Here is a 17,754-nt window from a genome sequence, read left to right as displayed (position 1 = left end):
CGCTCATCTCCAGGTCTTTTTCTTTTTCCACCGCCGCTCGCCGCGTACACCTTCGTCCTTCATGCCCAGGTAAAACTCCTTGATGTCGTCCTTTTCGCGCAGGCGCTCGCAGCTGTCTTCCATCACGATGCGGCCGTTCTCCAGCACGTAGCCGTAGTCCGACGCATTGAGCGCCATGTTGGCGTTCTGCTCCACCAGCAGGATGGTGGTGCCGCGCTCGCGGTTGATGCGCACGACGATCTCGAAGATCTCCTTGGTGAGCTTGGGGGAGAGGCCCAGGCTGGGCTCGTCCAGCAGGATCAGCTCAGGGTTGGCCATGAGCGCGCGCGAGATGGCCAGCATCTGCTGCTGGCCGCCCGAGAGCAAACCAGCGTCCTGCGCGGCGCGCTCCTTGAGGATGGGGAAATAGCCGAACACGGTCTCGATGTCGCGCGCCACGCCGTCCTTGTCGGCGCGGGTGTAGGCGCCCATCAGCAGGTTGTCCTTGACCGACAGCAGGGGAAATACCTCGCGCCCCTCGGGCACGTGCATCAGGCCCCGGCGCACGATGGCGGCCGGGTCGCGGGCGGTGATGTCCTGGCCGTGGAACTCGATGGTGCCCTTGCGGGGGTCGATGATGCCGCTGATGGTCTTGAGGATGGTGGTCTTGCCCGCGCCATTGCTGCCCAGCACGGCCGCGATCTCGCCGCGCCGCACCTGCAGGCTCACGCCCCGGATCGCCTTGATGGGGCCGTAGGCGCTCTCCACGTTCTGCAGGCGCAGCAGGGGCTGGTCCGCCACGGCAGCGGCGGACGAGGCATTGGCGGCCGGCACGGCGCTCATGCGCGGACTCCCGCATGGGAACCCGCCGGGCGGCGCAGGTTGCTCACGTCGTCGATGGTGCCCAGGTACGCCTCCACCACGCCGGGGTGCGTCTGCACCTCGCGCGGGCTGCCCAGGGCCACCACCTCGCCCTGGTTCATGGCCAGCACGCGGTCGGACACCTTGGAGACCAGCGACATGTCGTGCTCCACCATCAGCACCGTAATGCCCAGCTCGTGCTGGATGTCCTGGATCCAGAAGGCCATGTCGTCGGTCTCCTCCACGTTCAGGCCGGACGATGGCTCGTCCAGCAGCAGCAACTGGGGCTCGGTGCACAACGCGCGGGCCAGTTCCACCACCTTGCGCACGCCGTAGGGCAGGCCAGCCACCAGGGTGTCGCGGTAGTGCTGCAGTTCCAGGAAGTCGATGACCTGCTCGGCCTTTTCGCGCGCCTGCACTTCCCCTTCGCGCACCGTGCGGGTGAAGAACATCTCGGACCACAGGCCATGGTGCTGCCGTGTGTGGCGGCCGATCAGCAGGTTGTGCAGCACGCTGGCGTGCTCAAACAGCTCGATGTTCTGGAAGGTGCGCGCAATGCCCAGGCCCGCCACCTTGTGCGGCGGCTGCGCGGTCAGCGGCAGCATCGCGCCGTCGGGGCCTGCATAAGTGATGGTGCCGGTGGTGGGCGTATAGATGCGGCTGATGAGGTTGAACACCGTGGTCTTGCCCGCGCCGTTGGGCCCGATGAGGGTGAACACCTCGCCGCGCCGCACGTCGAAGCTCACGTTGTTGACCGCCAGCACGCCGCCGAAGCGGACGCTGAGGTTCTGGGCGCTCAGAAGCACGTCGGTCGTCATGGTCCCTCCATGGCGCTCGTACTGTTGCGGGGGGGTTGAGACTGGCGTGGCCCAGACCGGGAACGCCGAGCAAGGGCCGCCCCGCAGCGAGGGCGTTGTCCCCCTGCCCGCGCAGCGCAGCGAAGCGAGAGCGGGGGGAAGGCGCGAAGCGACTCAGGGGGGTGTCTCATTTCAACCTGTCGGATTTTTGAAAGGACTTCTGCCGCTTGAACATGCCCTTGCGGTAGAACGGGAACATCTGCAGCCAGGTGCGCACCTTGAGCCAGCGGCCGTACAGGCCCATGGGCTCGAACAGCACGAAGGCGATCAGCACCGTCCCGTACACCACCGCCTGCAGGCCCGGCGACTGGCCGATCGAGTCAGGCAGCCAGTCCTTGCCCAGCGAGATGAGCTGCGGCATGGAGATCAGGAAGATGGCGCCCAGGAAGGCGCCGTGCACCGAGCCCAGGCCGCCGATCACGATCATCAGCAGCAGGTCGATGGACTGCAGGATGTTGAACTGGTCCGGCGAGATGAATTGCAGCTTGTGCGCATACAGCGCGCCGCCAATGCCGGCCAGCGCGGCCGAGAGCGAGAACGACAGCGTCTTGTAGCGCGCGAGGTGGATGCCCATGCTCTGCGCCGAGATTTCCGAATCGCGGATGGCCACGAAGGCGCGGCCCGTGGGGGCGCGCAGCAGGTTCAGGATGGCCAGCGTGCACACCACGGTGATGCCCAGGCACAGAAAGTAGAACGACTCGGTCGATTCAAACGAATACCCCGCGATCTGCGGCGGCAGCAGGTGCTTGCCCGAGTTGCCGCCCGTCACCGACTCCCAGCGCGCGAACACCTCTTCGACGATGAAGCCGAACGACAGCGTGGCCATGCCCAGGTAGATGCCCTTGACGCGCAGCGCGGGCAGGCCCACCACCACGCCCACCGCGGCCGACAGCCCCGCGGCGCATGCGAGCGACAGCGCAAACGGCCAGCCCATGCCTGTGAGCACGGCCTGCGTGTACGCCCCCACGCCCAGGAAGGCCGCATGCCCCAGCGAGAACAGCCCCGTGAAGCCCGCCAGCAGCATCAGCCCCAGGCCCACGATGGCATAGATGAGCACGAACGTGAGCTGAGCCAGCCAGTATTCGGGCGCCACCCAGGGCGCGGCGACGAGGGCCAGGCACAGCAGGCTGTACCAGAAAACGTGGCCGCCGTGCTTGGCCAGGCGGATGTCTTGCGCGTACGAGGTCTTGAAGATGAAACGCATGGTTGTCCTTCAGACCTTTTTCCTGAGCTTTTCGCCGAACAGCCCGTTGGGCTTCACCATCAGCATGATCAGCACCACGATGTACGCCGCCGTGTCCTTGAAGCCGTCGGGCAGGTAGAAGCCCGAGAGCGATTCGACGATGCCGATGACCAGCCCGCCGACGATGGCGCCCGGCAGGCTGCCAAAGCCGCCCACCACCGCGGCCGGAAAGGCCTTGAGCCCGATGAAGCCCATGTTGGCGTGCACGAAAGTGATGGGCGCCAGCAGCAGCCCTGCCACCGCCGCCACCGCAGCCGCCAGGCCCCAGGCCAGGCCGTTGAGCCGCTGCACGGGGATGCCCATGTAGTAGGCCGCCAGCTGGTTCTGCGACGCGGCCTGCATGGCAATGCCCAGCTTGCTGTAGCGGAACATGGCGAACAGCAGCACGCACAGCACGCCCGTGGCACCGATCACCACCAGCTGCTCGGCGTTGAGCACCAGTGCGCCCAGGCGGAACGACAGGTCCTTGTAGGGCACGGGCAGCGTGTGGGTGTCGGTGCCGATGTTGGGGATCATCGTGACCAGCCCGCGCAGCACGTAGCCGATGCCGATGGTGAGCATGACGATGGAGAACGCGGGCTGGCCGAGGATGGGGCGGATCACCGCGCGCTCCAGCACCACGCCAAAGCACCCCATGGCCGCAATGCTGGCCAGCACCGCCACCCAGAAGGGAAAGCCCAGCACCGTCATCAGCGCCAGGCCGCAGAAGGCGCCCAGCATCATGAGTTCGCCCTGCGCAAAGCTCACGGTTTCGGTGGCCTTGTAGATGAGCACGAAGCCCAGCGCGATCAGCCCGTAGATGCAGCCCTGGGAGATTCCGCTGATCAACAGTTGCACGAATTGCACGCGGGGGCTCTCCAGAAGATTTTTACAAAGCGGTTGCTTTGCATAAATAATGCTGCCTGTGACCGCTGCTCGCTGCACTCGGGGCTAACCCTGACGGGCGAGGCTGGCGTGGGGTGCATTTCGGGCCGCGGCGGATATTGACGCAGCGCTGCACCCAGCGCAATAGGAGTTACGTCGGGTGAACCAGGCCCGGCCACAGGAGAACCCCATGTCCGTGACGGTAGAAACGTACGATCGTGTCACGCTGGTGACACTGCACCGGCCCGGTGTGCGCAACGCGGTGGACGCCGAGACTGCGCGTGCGCTGCATGCGGCCTTCGTGGCCTTTGACGACGACGCGGGCGCCGATGTGGCCGTCTTCCACGGCGCGGGCGGCCATTTCTGCGCGGGCTGGGATTTGCAGTCGGGCGCGCGAATGCTGGCGCAAGGCGTGGCGCCCGAGGCCCTGGCGGCATCGCTGGACTACGCCGCTGCCGACACGCACCCGCCGGGGCCCATGGGCCCCAGCCGCCTGCAGCTGAGCAAGCCGGTGATCGCCTCCATCGAAGGCGCCGCCGTGGCGGGCGGCATGGAACTGGCGCTGTGGTGCGACCTGCGGGTGATGGCCGAGGATGCCTACATGGGCGTGTTCTGCCGCCGTTTCGGCGTGCCGCTGATCGATGGCGGCACGGTCCGGCTGCCCCGGCTGATCGGGCTCGCGCGCGCGCTGGACTTGATCCTCACCGGCCGCAAGGTCGATGCGGCCGAGGCCTTGCACATGGGCCTGTGCAACCGCGTGGTACCCGCGGGCCAGTCGTTGCAGGCCGCGCTGGCGCTGGCCCGGGAGCTGGCGGCCTTCCCGCAGGCCACGCTGCGCGCAGACCGCGCCAGCGCGCTCGCGGGCGAGGGGCTGCCGCTGCCGCAGGCGCTGCGGCAGGAATGGGCGGGCGGGCAGCAATGCCTGGCCGAGGCCCTGCGTGGCGCCGCACGGTTTGCAGCGGGGCAGGGCCGCCACGGCGAGTTTTAGGTCAAAATGGCCTCTAGCGCTTATCTATCAAGCGCTAATAGCTATAAAAATAGGAGCGATGAGGGCGCGCGCCTTCGCAGCACACCCGCACGGTACCCAGGAGAACCATGAGCAAACCCGCAATCCCCGCGCCGCAGGCGTTCGAGCCCGAGTTCATCGCCGGGCTCAAGACCATCTTTGAAGAGAAGATCGTGTTCAACCAGGTGCTGGGCCTGAAGATCACCAGCCTGCGCCCCGATGGCGTGGCCGGGCGCATCGACATGAAGCCCGAGCTGGTGGGGCACTACGCCTACAACCGCGTGCACGGCGGCGTGATCAGTGCGGGGCTCGACGCCATGGGCGGCCTGGCCGTGATGGCCGCCATCGGTGCCAAGCACCTGGACGAGGCGCCCGAGCAGCGCCTGCACCGCTTTGCCAAGCTGGGCACCATCGACCTGCGCATCGACTACCTGCGCCCGGGCATCGGCAGCCACTTCGAGCTGCGCGCCCAGGTGCTGCGCCTGGGCTCGCGCGTGGCCACCACGCGCATGGAATTCCTGGGGCCGGACGGGCAGATCATGTCGGCCGGGGCGGCGGCCTATATCGTGTCCTGAGGCGCGCAAAAGGCCCACTCAGCGCCACCGCCCAAACGCCGGCGGCGCAGGTGGTCTGCCTTGCAGCCTTTGCGCTGGGCAAAGGCGTCGGCTGTGTGGTCTTGCAAGCCCTGCAAGCGCATGCAACCGCGGAACCGTCTCGTTACCGTTCTTGCGTAACGTTGGCATCTTTTGCCGGCGCCCAAACCTACGATGGCCTCTTTTCAAGGAGATCTGATGGCCGTGCAAAACCCCTTCTTTGGCAAGCGTGAACCTGAATCGTTCCAACCCCGCCACAGCGCAACGTCATCCAATGGGCTGACCAGCACATCAGCCACCAGCACCCCCGTCCCCGCCGCCAGCCCCGCCACCACGGCCCCTGCGGCGGCCAGCGATTCCACGGGCAGCAAGCTCACCGTGGGACCCAACATCAAGCTCAAGGGCGTGGAGATCACCGACTGCGACACGCTGGTGGTGGAAGGCACCGTGGAGGCCACCATGGATTCGCGCGTGATCCAGATCTCGCACAACGGCGCATTCAAGGGTTCGGCCGAGATCGACATCGCCGAGATCCATGGCGAGTTCAGCGGCACGCTCACCGTGCGCCAGAAGCTGGTGATCTACAGCACCGGCAAGGTCACGGGCAAGATCCGCTACGGCAAGCTGGTGGTCGAAGAGGGCGGCCAGCTCGCTGGCGAGATCGAGGCGGGCTTTGCGTCGGGTGCAGGCGCGGCCCAGCGCGCACCGTCGGCACCGCTGCGGGCCGAGCCCACGGCCATGGCGGCCTGAGCCAGAAAGGCCGGCAGCGACACGGGTTCCCATAGCCCGGTTACACCGCGGGGCGCTGCACAGCGCCCCGCTGCGTTCAGGCCTTGCGGCCCGCGGCAGAGGTGCTCCGCAGGCGGCTGCGCCCGGCCCAGGCCAGCAGCGCCGCCAGCAGCCCCAGCGTGCCCCCGGACAGGGCGGGGATGGCCGCCGCCCCGCCGCCCGGGGAGGGCGGCACCACGGTGGCGTCGCACACCCGCTGCGAGGGGCGCGGGGCTGACCAGTCCGCAGGCGCCATGCGGATGCCATTGCCAGCCGCCTCGGAAAACCGGCGCGTGCCGATCATCAGCACGGGGTTGAAGCCGTGCGCGTACCAGCGCACATTGGACAGTAGCGTGCTGCTGAAGCCGGCCGTGGTGTAGGTGAAGACCGGGGCCGAGTACACCATCGACAGCATGTCCACCAGCGCACCGCTGCCATCGGTGGCGATGGTGCCCACGACGCCCACATTGCTGCCCAGCGTGATCGGCTGCGCCAGGCGCACATCGCCCGCATCGTTCATGCGCCAGTAGGCGCACTGCAGGTGGCTCATGTCCCAGGTCTGGCCTTGCGCGGTGGTATTGCCGTTGTCGAGCACCAGGGTCAGCTCAAAGCGTTCTCCGTTGTGGATCTCGGCGTAGTTGCTCTGGGCGATGGTGCCGGTGAAGGTGATCTCGAAGGGCTCGGCGACGGCCGCCGTCCCTGCGGCCAGGAGCAGCAGCCCCACCGCCGCGGTGCAAGCGCGGCGCTGCGCAGCAAGTCGTAATGCGTTCATAGGCCTCCGATGGTGCGGGCCGCCACCCGGCGGGGGAATACCCCATGGTGCGGTAGGGCGGGCGGTGCGTGCCGCGGCGGTCACCGGCGTGGGCCGGTGCCAGTGCAGTGCCCCTGGGGCGGCAGTGCCAGGGCGCCTGCCGTATCCTGCGCGCATGCCTGCCTCCGCAGATGTTTCCTCGGCCGCCAGCTTCGCGGTGTCGCTGCTGCGTGCGGCGCGCACGCAAGGGTGCGAACGCTTCCAGCACCAGCTGCTGCGCAGCTTGCTGGACCGCTTCGGCGCGGATCACGGGGCCATCAACACCCTGCACCCGGCCGGGTTTGTGGCGTCTGTGGGAGAGGGCTACGACCTGGCGGCCATGAGCGCGCAGTGGCATGCGGTCGGCGGAGCGCAGCTGGACCGCCTCACCCGCCGGTTGCACGCACAGCCCGGGCGGGCGCTGTGCGTGAACGAAGGTTCTGCGGAGCGCGCCCAGGACGCCGCGCCGTGGCGTGACTTTCTGGCGCGCTACGCCATCGGGCACCAGATGGGCGTGACGCTGGCCTTTGACGGCAGCGATACCGTGGCGCACCTGTACCTCAACCGGCATGCGGCGTCCCCGCCGTACGGGGCCGCCGAGGCCCGGGCACTGACCCGCCTGGCGCCGGCCCTGCGCGAGGCCTTGCTGGTGAACCGGCTGGCCGCGGCCGCGAGCCATGCGCCCGAGGAGCCGGGCGCGGCCCTGGCGGTGACGGATGCGAACGGGTGGATCCTGTTTGCCGATGACGGCTTCTGCGATGCCTGGGATACGCTGGCGGCACACGGCCGCCTGACGGCACCGCGCGTGCCCGGTGCCTGGCTGCGGGGCACGCCCCCGGCCGTGCGCCAGCTGGGCGCGCTGGGGTGGCAGGTCAACGTGGCGCGCCTGGGCGAACACCGCCGCGTGGCGTTCCGCCGCCTGGCCGCCGGGGACGATCTGCAGGCGCTGACGGCGCGGCAGCTGGAGGTGGCCCGGCTGTACTGCCAGGGGGCCACGCACAAGCACATCGGGGCGCGGCTGGGCCTGTCGCCCGCCACGGTGCGGGTGCACCTGCGCAACGCCTACCAGCGGCGCGGGGTGAGCGACCGCGCGGCCCTGGCGGCGTCGCTGGGGCTCTAGAAAATCGCCGTGCGCGAAGGAAGAGGCTTTACTGAGCGGCGGCCGGGTCTGCCGCCGGGCGGGGCACGGGCCGGGGACGGCCCTTCTCGTCAATCGCCACGTAGGTCAACCGCGCCTCGGTGACCTTGACGTACTGGCCCTGGGCGGAAAAGCGCTCGGCATAGACCTCGACCTCCACGGTGACCGAGGTGTTGCCCACGCGCGTGATGGCCGAGAAGAACGACAGGATGTCGCCCACTCGCACCGGCTGCTTGAAGATGAACTCGTTCACCGCCACGGTGGCCATGCGCCCCTGGATGTAGCGCGCGGGCAGCACCGAGCCGGCCAGGTCTACCTGGGCCATCACCCAGCCGCCGAAGATGTCGCCGTTGCCGTTGGTGTCGGCGGGCATGGGGATGACCTTGAGCACCAGTTCCTTGTCGGTGGGCAATGCGGCGGCGGGCGGGCTGAAAACGGCAGACATGGGCACAATCTCGGTTGGGGCTGAGCCAATCCTTGTCGGAACCTGGGGTTCTTGCAGGGCGGCGGGCCCCCCAAAAACCACCGGGGCTTCAGCCGGGTCGGTAAAAACAACAACAACTGGAATTGTCTCCCATGCGCCACCACGGCGAAACCGCTCCCTCCCTGCCCGGCGCGCCTGCGCCGGCCCGCTCCGACTGGGCCACGCTGCGCCGCCTGCTGCCGTACCTGTGGCACTACAAGTGGCGCGTGCTCGCCGCCATTGCGTTCATGGTGGGGGCCAAGCTGGCCAACGTCGGCGTGCCCGTGCTGCTCAAGACGCTGGTGGACGCCATGGACCTGAAGCCGGGCGACGCCACCACCTTGCTGGTGGTTCCGGTCGGTCTGCTGCTGGCCTATGGCGCGCTGCGGCTGTCCACCTCGCTGTTCACCGAGCTGCGCGAGCTGGTCTTCGCCAAGGCCACGCAAGGGGCGGCGCGCGCGATTGCGCTGCAGACGTTCGAGCACCTGCACGCGCTGAGCCTGCGCTTCCACCTGGAGCGCCAGACGGGCGGCATGACGCGCGACATCGAGCGGGGCGTGCGCGGCATCGAGTCGCTGATCTCGTTCTCGCTGTTCAACGTGTTCGCCACGCTGATCGAGGTGGTGCTGGTGCTCAGCGTGCTGGCCGTCAAGTTCGACGCCTGGTTCGCCTGGATCACGCTCACGGCGCTGGTGCTGTACATCGCCTACACCGTGCTGGTGACCGAGTGGCGCACCAAGTTCCGCCGCGAGGCCAACGAATTCGACTCGGCCGCGCACACCAAGGCCGTGGACTCGCTGCTGAACTACGAAACCGTCAAGTACTTCAACAACGAAGCCTTCGAGGCCCGCCGCTACGACGAAAGCCTGGAGCGGCTGCGCCGCGCGCGGCTCAAGAGCCAGACCACGCTGTCCATGCTCAACACCGGCCAGCAGCTCATCATCGCCACCGGCCTGGTGGCCATGCTGTGGCGCGCCACCCAGGGCGTGGTGGACGGGCGCATGACGCTGGGCGACCTGGTCATGGTCAACGCCTTCATGATCCAGCTGTACATCCCGCTGAACTTCCTGGGCGTGATCTACCGCGAGATCAAGCAGAGCCTCACCGACCTGGACAAGATGTTCACCCTGATGGACAAGGAGCGCGAGGTGGCCGACCCGCCCGGCGCGCAGCCGCTGTCGGGGCTGGAGCACCCCTCCGTGCGGTTTGAGGACGTGCACTTTGCGTACGACCCCGCGCGGCCCATCCTGCAGGGCGTGAGCTTCGAGATCCCCGCCGGCAAGACCGTGGCCGTGGTGGGGCCCTCGGGGTCGGGCAAGTCCACGCTGGCGCGGCTGCTGTTCCGCTTCTATGACATCCAGCAGGGCCGCATCACCATCGCGGGGCAGGACATCCGCGGCGTGACGCAGGCCAGCGTGCGGCAGGCGATCGGCATCGTGCCGCAGGACACCGTGCTGTTCAACGACACCGTGGCCTACAACATCGCCTATGGCCGCCCCGGCGCCGCGCAGGCGGAGGTGGAGGCCGCGGCCCGCGCTGCGCGCATCCACGGCTTCATCAGCGCCACGCCCAAGGGTTACGGCACCATGGTGGGCGAGCGCGGGCTCAAGCTCTCGGGCGGCGAAAAGCAGCGCGTGGCCATTGCGCGCACGCTGCTCAAGAACCCGCCCATCCTCATCTTCGACGAGGCCACCAGCGCGCTGGACTCGGCCAACGAGCGCGCCATCCAGGCCGAGCTGCAAAGCGCGGCGCAGAACAAGACCACGCTGCTGATCGCGCACCGCCTCTCCACCGTGGTGGACGCGCACGAGATCCTGGTCATGGATGCGGGCCGCATCATCGAGCGGGGCACGCATGCGCAGTTGCTGGCGATGAACGGCCGCTACGCCAGCATGTGGTCTCTCCAGCAAAGCGATGCGGCGGCCTGAGCCCCGCGCATTTCTCTCCCTTCCTTCTCTTTCATGATGTCCGCTCCCATGAAGCCTGTCCTGCTTGCTCTCACCTTCCTGTCGGAAGAACACCGCGCCCAGATGGCCGAGGTGTTTGAAGTCCTCTACGCGGCCGATGCACCATCCGCCGCAGCCGCCATTGCCCAGCACGGCTCCCGCGTGCGGGTGGCGCTCACCATTGGGGCCATCGGTTTGTCGCCCGCGCAGATCGATGCGCTGCCTGCCCTCACGCTGATCTGCGTGCTGGGCGCTGGTTATGAAAACGTGGCGGTAGACCACGCCAAGGCGCGTGGCATCGTGGTGGCCACCGGTGCGGGCACCAACGACGACTGCGTGGCAGACCACACCTGGGGCCTGCTGATTGCGGCGCAGCGCCGCATCCTGCCGCTGGACAAGGCCACGCGGGCCGGGGTGTGGCGCACGGCGCTGCCGCTGCCGCCCAACGTGTCGCACAAGCGCCTGGGCATCATTGGCCTGGGCACCATCGGCAAGAAGATTGCTCAGCGCTCGCTGGGCTTTGAGATCGAGGTGGGTTACCACAACCGCAGCGCCCGCACCGATGTGCCTTACCGCTACTTTGCCGATGTGGCGGCGCTGGCCGAGTGGGCAGACTTTCTCGTCATCGCCACGCCCGGAGGCGCGGGCACTAAGCATCTGGTCAACGCTGCCGTGCTGAACGCGCTGGGCCCGCGCGGTGTGGTGGTCAACATCGCCCGCGGCAGCGTGATCGACACAGCCGCCCTGGCCGCCGCGCTGCGCGAAGGCCGCATCGCCGCTGCGGGGCTGGACGTGTACGAGAGCGAACCTGCGCCCCCGGCCGAGTTGCTGGACCTGGACAACGTGGTGCTCACGCCCCATGTGGCGGGCTGGTCGCCCGAAGCGGTGCAAAACTCGGTGGACCGCTTCATGGAAAACGCCCGCCGCCACCTGGCGGGCGAAGCACCTGTGACGCCACTATGAGAATGAAATTGGCCTCTGGCGCTTTATCAATAAGCGCGAGAGGCTATGAAATTTATAGCATTTGCGCGCCGCACCTTGCGGGTCGTGCCAGGGGCGCCGCATGACGCTGGACCTGGCCGGCCTGCAGCAGCGCCTGCGCGCCTTCGCCGCAGCCCGCCACTGGCAGCCGTACCACACGCCCAAGAACCTGGCCATGGCGCTGATGGTGGAGGCGGCCGAATTGCAGGAGCTGTTCCAGTGGCTCACGCCTGAAGAATCACAGCAGCTCACCGCCGACCCGGCGCAGAAGGAGCGTGTGGGCGAGGAGATGGCCGACGTGCTGCTCTACCTGCTGCAGCTGGCCGACCACACTGGCGTGGACCTGCGCGACGCGGTGGAGCGCAAGCTGGTGAAGAACGCCCTCAAGCATCCAGTGCCGCCCGCTGGCCCGGCTTCGGTGGATTGACCCGGGAGGCCGACCTGGGAGGCTGCGCTCCCCCATCCGTTCACGCTGAGCCTGTCGAAGCGCTGCGCTAGGCTTCGACAGGCTCAGCCCGAACGGAACGGCGTGGGACGAGACGGCTCGGTCTAGGGGGCCGACCCGCGTCACGCGTTTTCTGAATACCCCTTGGGCCAGCCGCCGCTGGCGTGGTTGCATTCCTGCCAGCCGCGCCCGCGCGGCGTGTGGCCGATGCCGGGGTTGAAGGTGTTGGTGGGGTCCAGCGCCTTGTAGAAGCCCGCCAGCGCGGGCTTGGCCACGTACAGGTGGCCGACGTTGTGCTCGGCGGGGTACTCGGCGCGGCGCGCGTCCAGCAGCTGCCACATGCGGTGCTCCATGGCCAGCGGGTCCACGCCCTTCTTCACGATGTAGTCCTGGTGGAACACATGGCAGAAGAAGTGGCCGTAGTACAGCTTGTGCACGGTGTCGCGTTCCACGTCGTCGGGCAGCGTTTCCACCCAGGCGCGGTCGTTGCGGCGCAGCGCCACGTCCAGCGCCACGATGTCTTCCACGGCGGCGCGGTGCACCGCGCGGTAGCGGATGGCGGCGCCCGCAATGGCAAAGCGGTGCAGGAAGGCCTTGCGCCCTTCCTCCGCGTCGCACTCGAACCAGCCGCCGGTGGGGCTGTTGCCAAAGTGCTGGGTGAGGAAGGCGCGCGTGGCGTCCGCCGTGTCGTTCGACACGCGCACCAGCAGGTGGTGCTCGTAGCGCTGGCGCCACTCGCCCATGCGCGCGGGCAGGTGGCGGGGCAGCAGGTTGGTGAAGGCCTGCAGCAGGTGGTCGGTCACGCCGCGCAGTCCCAGGCGTTCCAGGAAGCCGTCCACGCGGCTCTTGAGCGCAAAGGCCGCGGGCACCCGTGCCGTGCCAAAGCGGTCGATGAGCAGGAACGTGTCCTTGCCGTACTTCTCGCCAATGTCGTAGGCCGTGCGGTGGATGTACTCGCCCGCAATCGGCAGGCGCGGCAGTGCCGTGAGCAGGTGGCGGCGCACGGCCGTGAGGTCGTCGGGCGCGTTGCTGCCGATGTAGAACACCGTGCTGGGCTCCTTGGGAAAGGTGTCCAGCCGCACGGCAAACAGGCACAGCTTGCCGGCCGAACCCGAGGCCTCGAACAGGCGCGACGGGTCGGCGTTGAAGCGCGCGGGCGTGTCCTCGTCCACGGCGCGCACGTCGTCGGCGTAGCGCGTGTCCGATGCGGCGCGCTGCGGGTCGCTGGCCACGTCGGCCTCGGTGTAGCGGCCGTCCTGCAGCCGGGTCAGGATCTCCTCGGGGGAGCTGCCGAGGGCAATGCCCAGGTGGTTCACCAGCTCCAGCGTGCCGTCATCCTTCACGCGGGCGTACAGCGCCAGCTCGGTGTAGGCGGGGCCCCGGCGCACCAGGGCGCCGCCCGAGTTGTTGCAGATGCCGCCCAGCACCGAGGCGCCAATGCACGACGAGCCGATGACCGAGTGCGGCTCGCGCCCCAGCGGCGCCAGCGTCTGCTCCAGGCGGTCCAGCGTGGCGCCGGGCAGGCACACCACCTGCGCGCCGCGCTGGATCACCTGCACGCCGGTGATGCGCAGGGTGTTGATGAGCACGATCTCGCGGTCGTAGCCCGCGCCATCGGGGGTGGAGCCGCCCGTCAGGCCGGTGTTGGCCGCCTGCATGATGACGATGCGGCCAGCCGCCACGGCCGCCTGCAGCACCTTCCACTGCTCCAGCAGCGTGCCGGGGCGCACCACGGCCAGCACCGGGCCTTCGCCCGTGCGGTGGCCCTTGCGAAAGCGCCGCGTGGCCTGGTCGCTGGTCAGCACGTGGGCGGCGCCCACGGCGCTGCGCAGCTGCGCGAGCAGCGCCTCGCGCGTGACTTGGGGAGCGCCGCTCATGCTTCGCGCACCAGCAGGTCGCCCGTGATGTCGGCCACCTTGGCCACGCTGGTCAGCGTCATGGCCACGCGCATTTCCTTTTCCAGCAGCTCCAGCAGGTGCTTGACGCCCGCCTCGCCGGCAGCCGCCAGCGCATAGATGTAGGCGCGGCCGATCATGGCGCAGTCGGCGCCCAGCGCAATGGCGCGCACCACGTCCAGCCCGTTGCGGATGCCCGAGTCGGCCAGGATCTTGATCTGGCCCTTCACCGCGTCGGCAATGGCCGGCAGCGCGCGGGCCGACGACAGCACGCCGTCCAGCTGGCGGCCGCCGTGGTTGGAGACGATGATGCCGTCCGCGCCAAAGCGCACGGCGTCCTTGGCGTCCTCGGGGTCGAGGATGCCCTTGATGACCATGGGGCCCTTCCAGAAGGCGCGGATCCACTCCAGGTCTTTCCACGAAATGGAGGGGTCGAAGTTGGCGCCCAGGTAGCCCATGTAGTCCGCCAGGCCCGTGGGGCTGCCCCGGTAGGCGGAGATGTTGCCCAGGTCGTGCGGGCGGCCCAGCAGACCCACGTCCACGGCCCAGCGCGGGTGCGTCATGGCCTGCCAGTAGCGGCGCAGCGGGGCGTTGGGGCCGCTCATGCCCGAATGCGCGTCGCGGTAGCGGGCGCCGGGCACGGGCATGTCCACGGTGAACACCAGGGTGGTGCAGCCGGCGGCCTGCGCGCGCTCCAGCGCGTTCTGCATGAAGCCCCGGTCCTTCAGCACGTACAGCTGGAACCACATCGGGCGCTGGATCTTGGGCACCACTTCTTCAATAGGGCAGACCGACACGCTGGACATGGTGAACGGAATGCCGTGCGCATCGGCCGCGCGGGCGGCCTGCACCTCGCCACGGCGGCGGTACATGCCGGTCAGGCCCACGGGCGACAGGGCCACGGGGATGCTGAGCTTCTCGCCAAACAGCTCGATGCTGGTGTCCAGCTGGCTCATGTCCTTGAGCACGCGCTGGCGCAGGGCCACGGCGGCCAGGTCGTCCACGTTGCGGCGCAGCGTCTGCTCGGCATACGCGCCGCCGTCGATGTAGTGGAACAGGAAGGGCGGGAGGAACTTTTGCGCCGCCATGCGGTAGTCGGCGCTGGAAGAGATGATCATGGTGGTGGCTGTCTCAGGTCTTGGGGGGCTAGATCCAGGGGCAGGCGCATGGAGCGTTCGCGCCGGGCGCGGTCTTCGTCCATGCGCTGGATGGTGGTGCGCACGTGCTCCAGGTGTTCGCCGATGCATTCGCGCGCGCGCTGCGGGTCGCCATCCAGGATGGCCTGCATCAGCGCCTGGTGCTGCGCCGTGAGCGCCTGCAGCGTGACGGGCGCGCTCAGGCGGAACATGTCGTGGCGGTTGCGCTCCACGGTGGAGAGCACCACGGTGAACAGGCTGTGCATCACCTGCACCAGCACCAGGTTGTGCGAGGCTTCGGCAATGGCCAGGTGGAACTGCGCGTCCGCGCGCGCGGCCAGCTCGGCGTGGCCGCTTTGCTGGTGCTGCAGCATGACTTCAAAGCAGCGCTGGATGTGTGCCTTGTCCTGCGCGGTGGCGCGTTGCGCGGCCAGCCAGGCGGTGCTGGTCTCCAGCGCGTGGCGCGTCTCCAGCACGTCGTAGCGGTAGTGCGGGTCGGCATCCATCAGGCCGGCCAGGGGCTGCATGGCTTCCTGCAGCCAGTGGGCGGTGGGGCGCGACTGCACGTAGGTGCCGTCGCCGCGCCGCGCCGAGAGCACGCCCTGGCTGACCAGCTTCTGGATGGCCTCGCGCACCGAGGTGCGCGACACCCCCAGCTCCTCGGCCAGCTGCCGCTCGGCGGGCAGCTTCTGTCCGGGCTGCAGTCCGCGGTCTTGCACCAGGGCAAGGAGTTTTTCGACAACGTGATCGGCCAGGCGCATGGGGGGCTCTCGGATTCCAGGGTTTCAGTGACCCGGAATCATCCACGTAAACACGTAGGCCTGGAGCGTGCAAAGAATGCCGATGATGGCGGCGAACACCAGGCTGTGCTTGACGGTGAAGCGGAACAGGTCCGATTCCTTGCCCGCCAGGCCCACGGCGGCGCAGGCAATGGCGATGGACTGGGGCGAGATCATCTTGCCGGTGACGCCGCCCGTGGTGTTGGCCGCCACGGTGAGCACGGGCGGCAAGCCCAGCTGGGTGGCCGTGGTGGCCTGCAATGCGCCGAACAAGGCGTTGGCCGACGTGTCGGAGCCCGTGAGGAACACGCCGATCCAGCCCAGGAAGGGCGAGAAGAACGTGAAGGCCTTGCCCGTGTGGGCCAGCGCCAGGGCCAGCGTGGCCGACAGGCCGGAGTAGTTGGCCACGAAGGCAAAGGCCAGCACCATGCCGATGGAGTAGATGGGGATGACCAGCTCGCGCACCGTCTCGCCCAGCGTGGCCACGGCCTTGGCGGGGGAGAAGCGGGCGAGGGCAATGGTCAGGATGGCGGCAATCAGGATGGCCGTGCCGGTGGCGGCCAGCCAGTTGAAGGTGTACACGGCGCCATAGGGCGTGGCCTGCGCCACCACCGGCGGCATCTTGGCGACCAGCTTGTCCAGCAGGGGCACGGGAATGTTGATGATGGTCGATGCCAGGGGGCCGCCTGCGGCAAACAGCGCCTTGAAGGGCTTGATGCTCCAGATCGTGACCATGGCGGTCAGGATGGTGAAGGGCGACCAGGCCTTGGCGATGGCGCCTGCGGTGAGGGGCGCCTGCGCCTGGATCGACGGGGCTGCACGCTTGGCGGCGGCCTGGCTCTGGGGCGCGCTGCTGCTGTCGTCAAAGCGGAAGATGCGCTTGGGCTGCCACACCTTGAGGAAGGCCGTCAGGGCGATCAGCGAGACGATGGCGGAGGTGATGTCCGGCAGCTCGGGGCCAATGTAGTTGGCGGTGAGGAACTGCATCACGGCGAACGAGCCGCCGCCCACGAGCACGGCAGGCCAAGTTTCCTTGACGCCGCGCCAGCCGTCCATGATCGCCATGATCCAGAACAGCACCAGGATGGTCATGAAGGGCAGCTGGCGCCCGGCCATCTGGCCGATGAGGAAGGGGTCGATGCCCGACACCTGGCCGGCCACGATGACCGGAATGCCCATCGCGCCAAACGCCACGGGGGCGGTGTTGGCGATCAGGCACAGGCCCGCGGCGTACAGCGGCTTGAAGCCCAGCCCCACCAGCAGCGCCGCGGTGATGGCCACGGGGGCGCCGAACCCGGCCGCGCCTTCCAGGAAGGCGCCGAAGCAAAAGCCCACCAGGATGAGCTGCAGCCGCTGGTCGTGCGTGACCGACAGGATGGAACTGCGGATCACGTCGAACTGCCCGGTCTTGACCGACAGCTTGTACAGGAACACGGCGGCCACGATGATCCAGGCGATGGGCCACAGGCCGTAGAAGAAGCCGTACACGGCCGAGGCCAGCGCGGCGCTCACCGGCATTTTGTAGAACAGCAGCGCCACGCCCAGGGACAGCAGCACCGTCACGGTGCCGGCCTGGTAGCCCTTCAGCCGCAGCTTGGTCAGCGCAAGGAAGAAGAAGACGATGGGAATGAGCGCGACCAGCGCGGACAGCCAGATATTCCCGGCCGGGTCGTAGTTTTGTTGCCAGAGGGTTTGCATAGCGAAAGGACAGGCATTGACACGCGGGCACGGGCGGGGCCCATGAATTTGCTCCCCACCGGGAACGCGCCGGACACCCGGCAGGGTCTGCGCAAGCTCCCACCGGGACGGTGGGCCAGGTGTCGGTTTGTTGTGAAAGAAGCGCGTTGGCGCCTGCGTTCACTCGTAGACTTCAGCCATATTGGTATGACCAATGTGGCTGATTGGTGCGAAGTGGTCGGATTTTGTGGTCTTGCCTAAGGCAATACTCTAAGGGTAAATACTGGTTTTGCTGAGAGTTTCCTGTCATATCGCATATTGGTATGACCAATT

Annotated in this window: 17 protein-coding genes; 7 read left to right on the top strand and 10 right to left on the bottom strand. The window is 68.2% G+C overall.

All coding sequences use genetic code 11. The annotated features are described in order from the left end of the window. Positions 1 to 3 precede the first annotated feature (3 nt). The 4 genes from ACOYR3_RS20015 to ACOYR3_RS20000 all read right to left on the bottom strand — a co-directional run bounded on the left by ACOYR3_RS20015 (position 4) and on the right by ACOYR3_RS20000 (position 3,786). Complete coding sequence (locus ACOYR3_RS20015) at positions 4 to 822, bottom strand: ABC transporter ATP-binding protein (RefSeq protein ID WP_422844047.1); 819 nt, start codon at positions 820 to 822, stop codon at positions 4 to 6. Then, positions 819 to 1,658, bottom strand: a complete 840-nt coding sequence (locus ACOYR3_RS20010; RefSeq protein WP_422844046.1) for an ABC transporter ATP-binding protein — start codon at positions 1,656 to 1,658, stop codon at positions 819 to 821. Before ACOYR3_RS20010 ends, ACOYR3_RS20015 begins: the two co-directional genes overlap by 4 nt. A gap of 166 nt (positions 1,659 to 1,824) precedes the next feature. Then, complete coding sequence (locus ACOYR3_RS20005) at positions 1,825 to 2,901, bottom strand: branched-chain amino acid ABC transporter permease (RefSeq protein ID WP_422844045.1); 1,077 nt, start codon at positions 2,899 to 2,901, stop codon at positions 1,825 to 1,827. A gap of 9 nt (positions 2,902 to 2,910) precedes the next feature. Beyond that, on the bottom strand, positions 2,911 to 3,786 hold the full coding sequence (locus tag ACOYR3_RS20000; RefSeq protein WP_422844044.1) for a branched-chain amino acid ABC transporter permease: 876 nt from the start codon (positions 3,784 to 3,786) through the stop codon (positions 2,911 to 2,913). 208 nt (positions 3,787 to 3,994) lie between these two features. Between ACOYR3_RS20000 and ACOYR3_RS19995 the strand changes: the two genes are divergently transcribed. From ACOYR3_RS19995 to ACOYR3_RS19985, 3 genes are all read left to right on the top strand, one after another. After that, a complete protein-coding gene (locus ACOYR3_RS19995; protein ID WP_422844043.1) occupies positions 3,995 to 4,792 on the top strand; it encodes a crotonase/enoyl-CoA hydratase family protein in 798 nt (265 codons plus the stop codon). 107 nt (positions 4,793 to 4,899) lie between these two features. Beyond that, positions 4,900 to 5,385 carry a thioesterase family protein gene (locus tag ACOYR3_RS19990; RefSeq protein ID WP_422844042.1) on the top strand — a complete coding sequence of 162 codons (486 nt, stop codon included), beginning with the start codon at positions 4,900 to 4,902 and terminating at the stop codon, positions 5,383 to 5,385. A 216-nt stretch (positions 5,386 to 5,601) separates the two neighbouring features. Continuing rightward, complete coding sequence (locus ACOYR3_RS19985; protein ID WP_422844041.1) at positions 5,602 to 6,153, top strand: bactofilin family protein; 552 nt, start codon at positions 5,602 to 5,604, stop codon at positions 6,151 to 6,153. Between the two features lie 76 nt (positions 6,154 to 6,229). Here ACOYR3_RS19985 and ACOYR3_RS19980 read toward each other — a convergent pair whose 3' ends face one another. Continuing rightward, complete coding sequence (locus ACOYR3_RS19980) at positions 6,230 to 6,943, bottom strand: hypothetical protein (RefSeq protein WP_422844040.1); 714 nt, start codon at positions 6,941 to 6,943, stop codon at positions 6,230 to 6,232. A 154-nt stretch (positions 6,944 to 7,097) separates the two neighbouring features. Here ACOYR3_RS19980 and ACOYR3_RS19975 point away from each other — a divergent pair, with 154 nt between their 5' ends. Continuing rightward, entirely contained in the window at positions 7,098 to 8,081 is a 984-nt protein-coding gene (locus ACOYR3_RS19975; protein ID WP_422844039.1) for a response regulator transcription factor, read from the top strand. A gap of 28 nt (positions 8,082 to 8,109) precedes the next feature. Here ACOYR3_RS19975 and ACOYR3_RS19970 read toward each other — a convergent pair whose 3' ends face one another. Further along, on the bottom strand, positions 8,110 to 8,544 hold the full coding sequence (locus tag ACOYR3_RS19970) for an acyl-CoA thioesterase (RefSeq protein WP_422844038.1): 435 nt from the start codon (positions 8,542 to 8,544) through the stop codon (positions 8,110 to 8,112). A gap of 131 nt (positions 8,545 to 8,675) precedes the next feature. On the opposite strand from ACOYR3_RS19970, the gene ACOYR3_RS19965 reads away from it, so the two are divergent. The 3 genes from ACOYR3_RS19965 (at position 8,676) to ACOYR3_RS19955 (ending at position 11,916) form a co-directional block, all read left to right on the top strand. After that, positions 8,676 to 10,490 (top strand): ABCB family ABC transporter ATP-binding protein/permease, encoded by a 1,815-nt coding sequence (locus ACOYR3_RS19965; RefSeq protein WP_422844037.1) that lies wholly within the window; start codon positions 8,676 to 8,678, stop codon positions 10,488 to 10,490. Positions 10,491 to 10,538: 48 nt separating this feature from the next. After that, positions 10,539 to 11,471 (top strand): 2-hydroxyacid dehydrogenase, encoded by a 933-nt coding sequence (locus ACOYR3_RS19960; protein ID WP_422844036.1) that lies wholly within the window; start codon positions 10,539 to 10,541, stop codon positions 11,469 to 11,471. 106 nt (positions 11,472 to 11,577) lie between these two features. Continuing rightward, positions 11,578 to 11,916: a nucleotide pyrophosphohydrolase gene (locus ACOYR3_RS19955; RefSeq protein ID WP_422846627.1), complete on the top strand. Its 339-nt coding sequence runs from the start codon at positions 11,578 to 11,580 to the stop codon at positions 11,914 to 11,916. 140 nt (positions 11,917 to 12,056) lie between these two features. On the opposite strand, the gene dld is transcribed toward ACOYR3_RS19955, so the two are convergent. From dld to lldP, 4 genes are read right to left on the bottom strand one after another with little or no spacing between them, the layout of a single operon-like run. Further along, complete coding sequence (dld, locus tag ACOYR3_RS19950; RefSeq protein WP_422844035.1) at positions 12,057 to 13,811, bottom strand: D-lactate dehydrogenase; 1,755 nt, start codon at positions 13,809 to 13,811, stop codon at positions 12,057 to 12,059. Next, positions 13,808 to 14,947, bottom strand: coding sequence for an FMN-dependent L-lactate dehydrogenase LldD (lldD, locus tag ACOYR3_RS19945; RefSeq protein ID WP_422844034.1), 1,140 nt, complete (start codon positions 14,945 to 14,947; stop codon positions 13,808 to 13,810). Before lldD ends, dld begins: the two co-directional genes overlap by 4 nt. Then, the gene (gene lldR, locus ACOYR3_RS19940; RefSeq protein ID WP_422844033.1) at positions 14,944 to 15,726 is read right to left on the bottom strand and encodes a transcriptional regulator LldR; all 783 of its coding nucleotides are present in this window, start codon (positions 15,724 to 15,726) and stop codon (positions 14,944 to 14,946) included. Before lldR ends, lldD begins: the two co-directional genes overlap by 4 nt. Positions 15,727 to 15,750: 24 nt before the next feature. Continuing rightward, positions 15,751 to 17,442, bottom strand: a complete 1,692-nt coding sequence (gene lldP, locus ACOYR3_RS19935) for an L-lactate permease (RefSeq protein WP_422844032.1) — start codon at positions 17,440 to 17,442, stop codon at positions 15,751 to 15,753. Between the last annotated feature and the right edge of the window lie 312 nt (positions 17,443 to 17,754).

The organism is Acidovorax sp. M2(2025), from assembly GCF_049330835.1.
Classification (GTDB): Bacteria; Pseudomonadota; Gammaproteobacteria; order Burkholderiales; family Burkholderiaceae_C; genus Acidovorax.
Note: the sequence above shows the minus strand (reverse complement) of the source record. Positions and strands in the feature narration are given on the sequence as shown.

What these genes read in the sequence shown, in the direction of transcription:
- lldP (WP_422844032.1), bottom strand. Translation starts at nt 17,442, where the DNA reads ATGCAAACCCTCTGGCAACAAAACTACGACCCGGCCGGGAATATCTGG.
- ACOYR3_RS19965 (WP_422844037.1), top strand. Translation starts at nt 8,676, where the DNA reads ATGCGCCACCACGGCGAAACCGCTCCCTCCCTGCCCGGCGCGCCTGCG.
- ACOYR3_RS19980 (WP_422844040.1), bottom strand. Translation starts at nt 6,943, where the DNA reads ATGAACGCATTACGACTTGCTGCGCAGCGCCGCGCTTGCACCGCGGCG.
- ACOYR3_RS20010 (WP_422844046.1), bottom strand. Translation starts at nt 1,658, where the DNA reads ATGACGACCGACGTGCTTCTGAGCGCCCAGAACCTCAGCGTCCGCTTC.
- ACOYR3_RS19995 (WP_422844043.1), top strand. Translation starts at nt 3,995, where the DNA reads ATGTCCGTGACGGTAGAAACGTACGATCGTGTCACGCTGGTGACACTG.
- dld (WP_422844035.1), bottom strand. Translation starts at nt 13,811, where the DNA reads ATGAGCGGCGCTCCCCAAGTCACGCGCGAGGCGCTGCTCGCGCAGCTG.
- lldD (WP_422844034.1), bottom strand. Translation starts at nt 14,947, where the DNA reads ATGATCATCTCTTCCAGCGCCGACTACCGCATGGCGGCGCAAAAGTTC.
- lldR (WP_422844033.1), bottom strand. Translation starts at nt 15,726, where the DNA reads ATGCGCCTGGCCGATCACGTTGTCGAAAAACTCCTTGCCCTGGTGCAA.
- ACOYR3_RS19990 (WP_422844042.1), top strand. Translation starts at nt 4,900, where the DNA reads ATGAGCAAACCCGCAATCCCCGCGCCGCAGGCGTTCGAGCCCGAGTTC.
- ACOYR3_RS19985 (WP_422844041.1), top strand. Translation starts at nt 5,602, where the DNA reads ATGGCCGTGCAAAACCCCTTCTTTGGCAAGCGTGAACCTGAATCGTTC.
- ACOYR3_RS20015 (WP_422844047.1), bottom strand. Translation starts at nt 822, where the DNA reads ATGAGCGCCGTGCCGGCCGCCAATGCCTCGTCCGCCGCTGCCGTGGCG.
- ACOYR3_RS19970 (WP_422844038.1), bottom strand. Translation starts at nt 8,544, where the DNA reads ATGTCTGCCGTTTTCAGCCCGCCCGCCGCCGCATTGCCCACCGACAAG.
- ACOYR3_RS19975 (WP_422844039.1), top strand. Translation starts at nt 7,098, where the DNA reads ATGCCTGCCTCCGCAGATGTTTCCTCGGCCGCCAGCTTCGCGGTGTCG.
- ACOYR3_RS20005 (WP_422844045.1), bottom strand. Translation starts at nt 2,901, where the DNA reads ATGCGTTTCATCTTCAAGACCTCGTACGCGCAAGACATCCGCCTGGCC.
- ACOYR3_RS19960 (WP_422844036.1), top strand. Translation starts at nt 10,539, where the DNA reads ATGAAGCCTGTCCTGCTTGCTCTCACCTTCCTGTCGGAAGAACACCGC.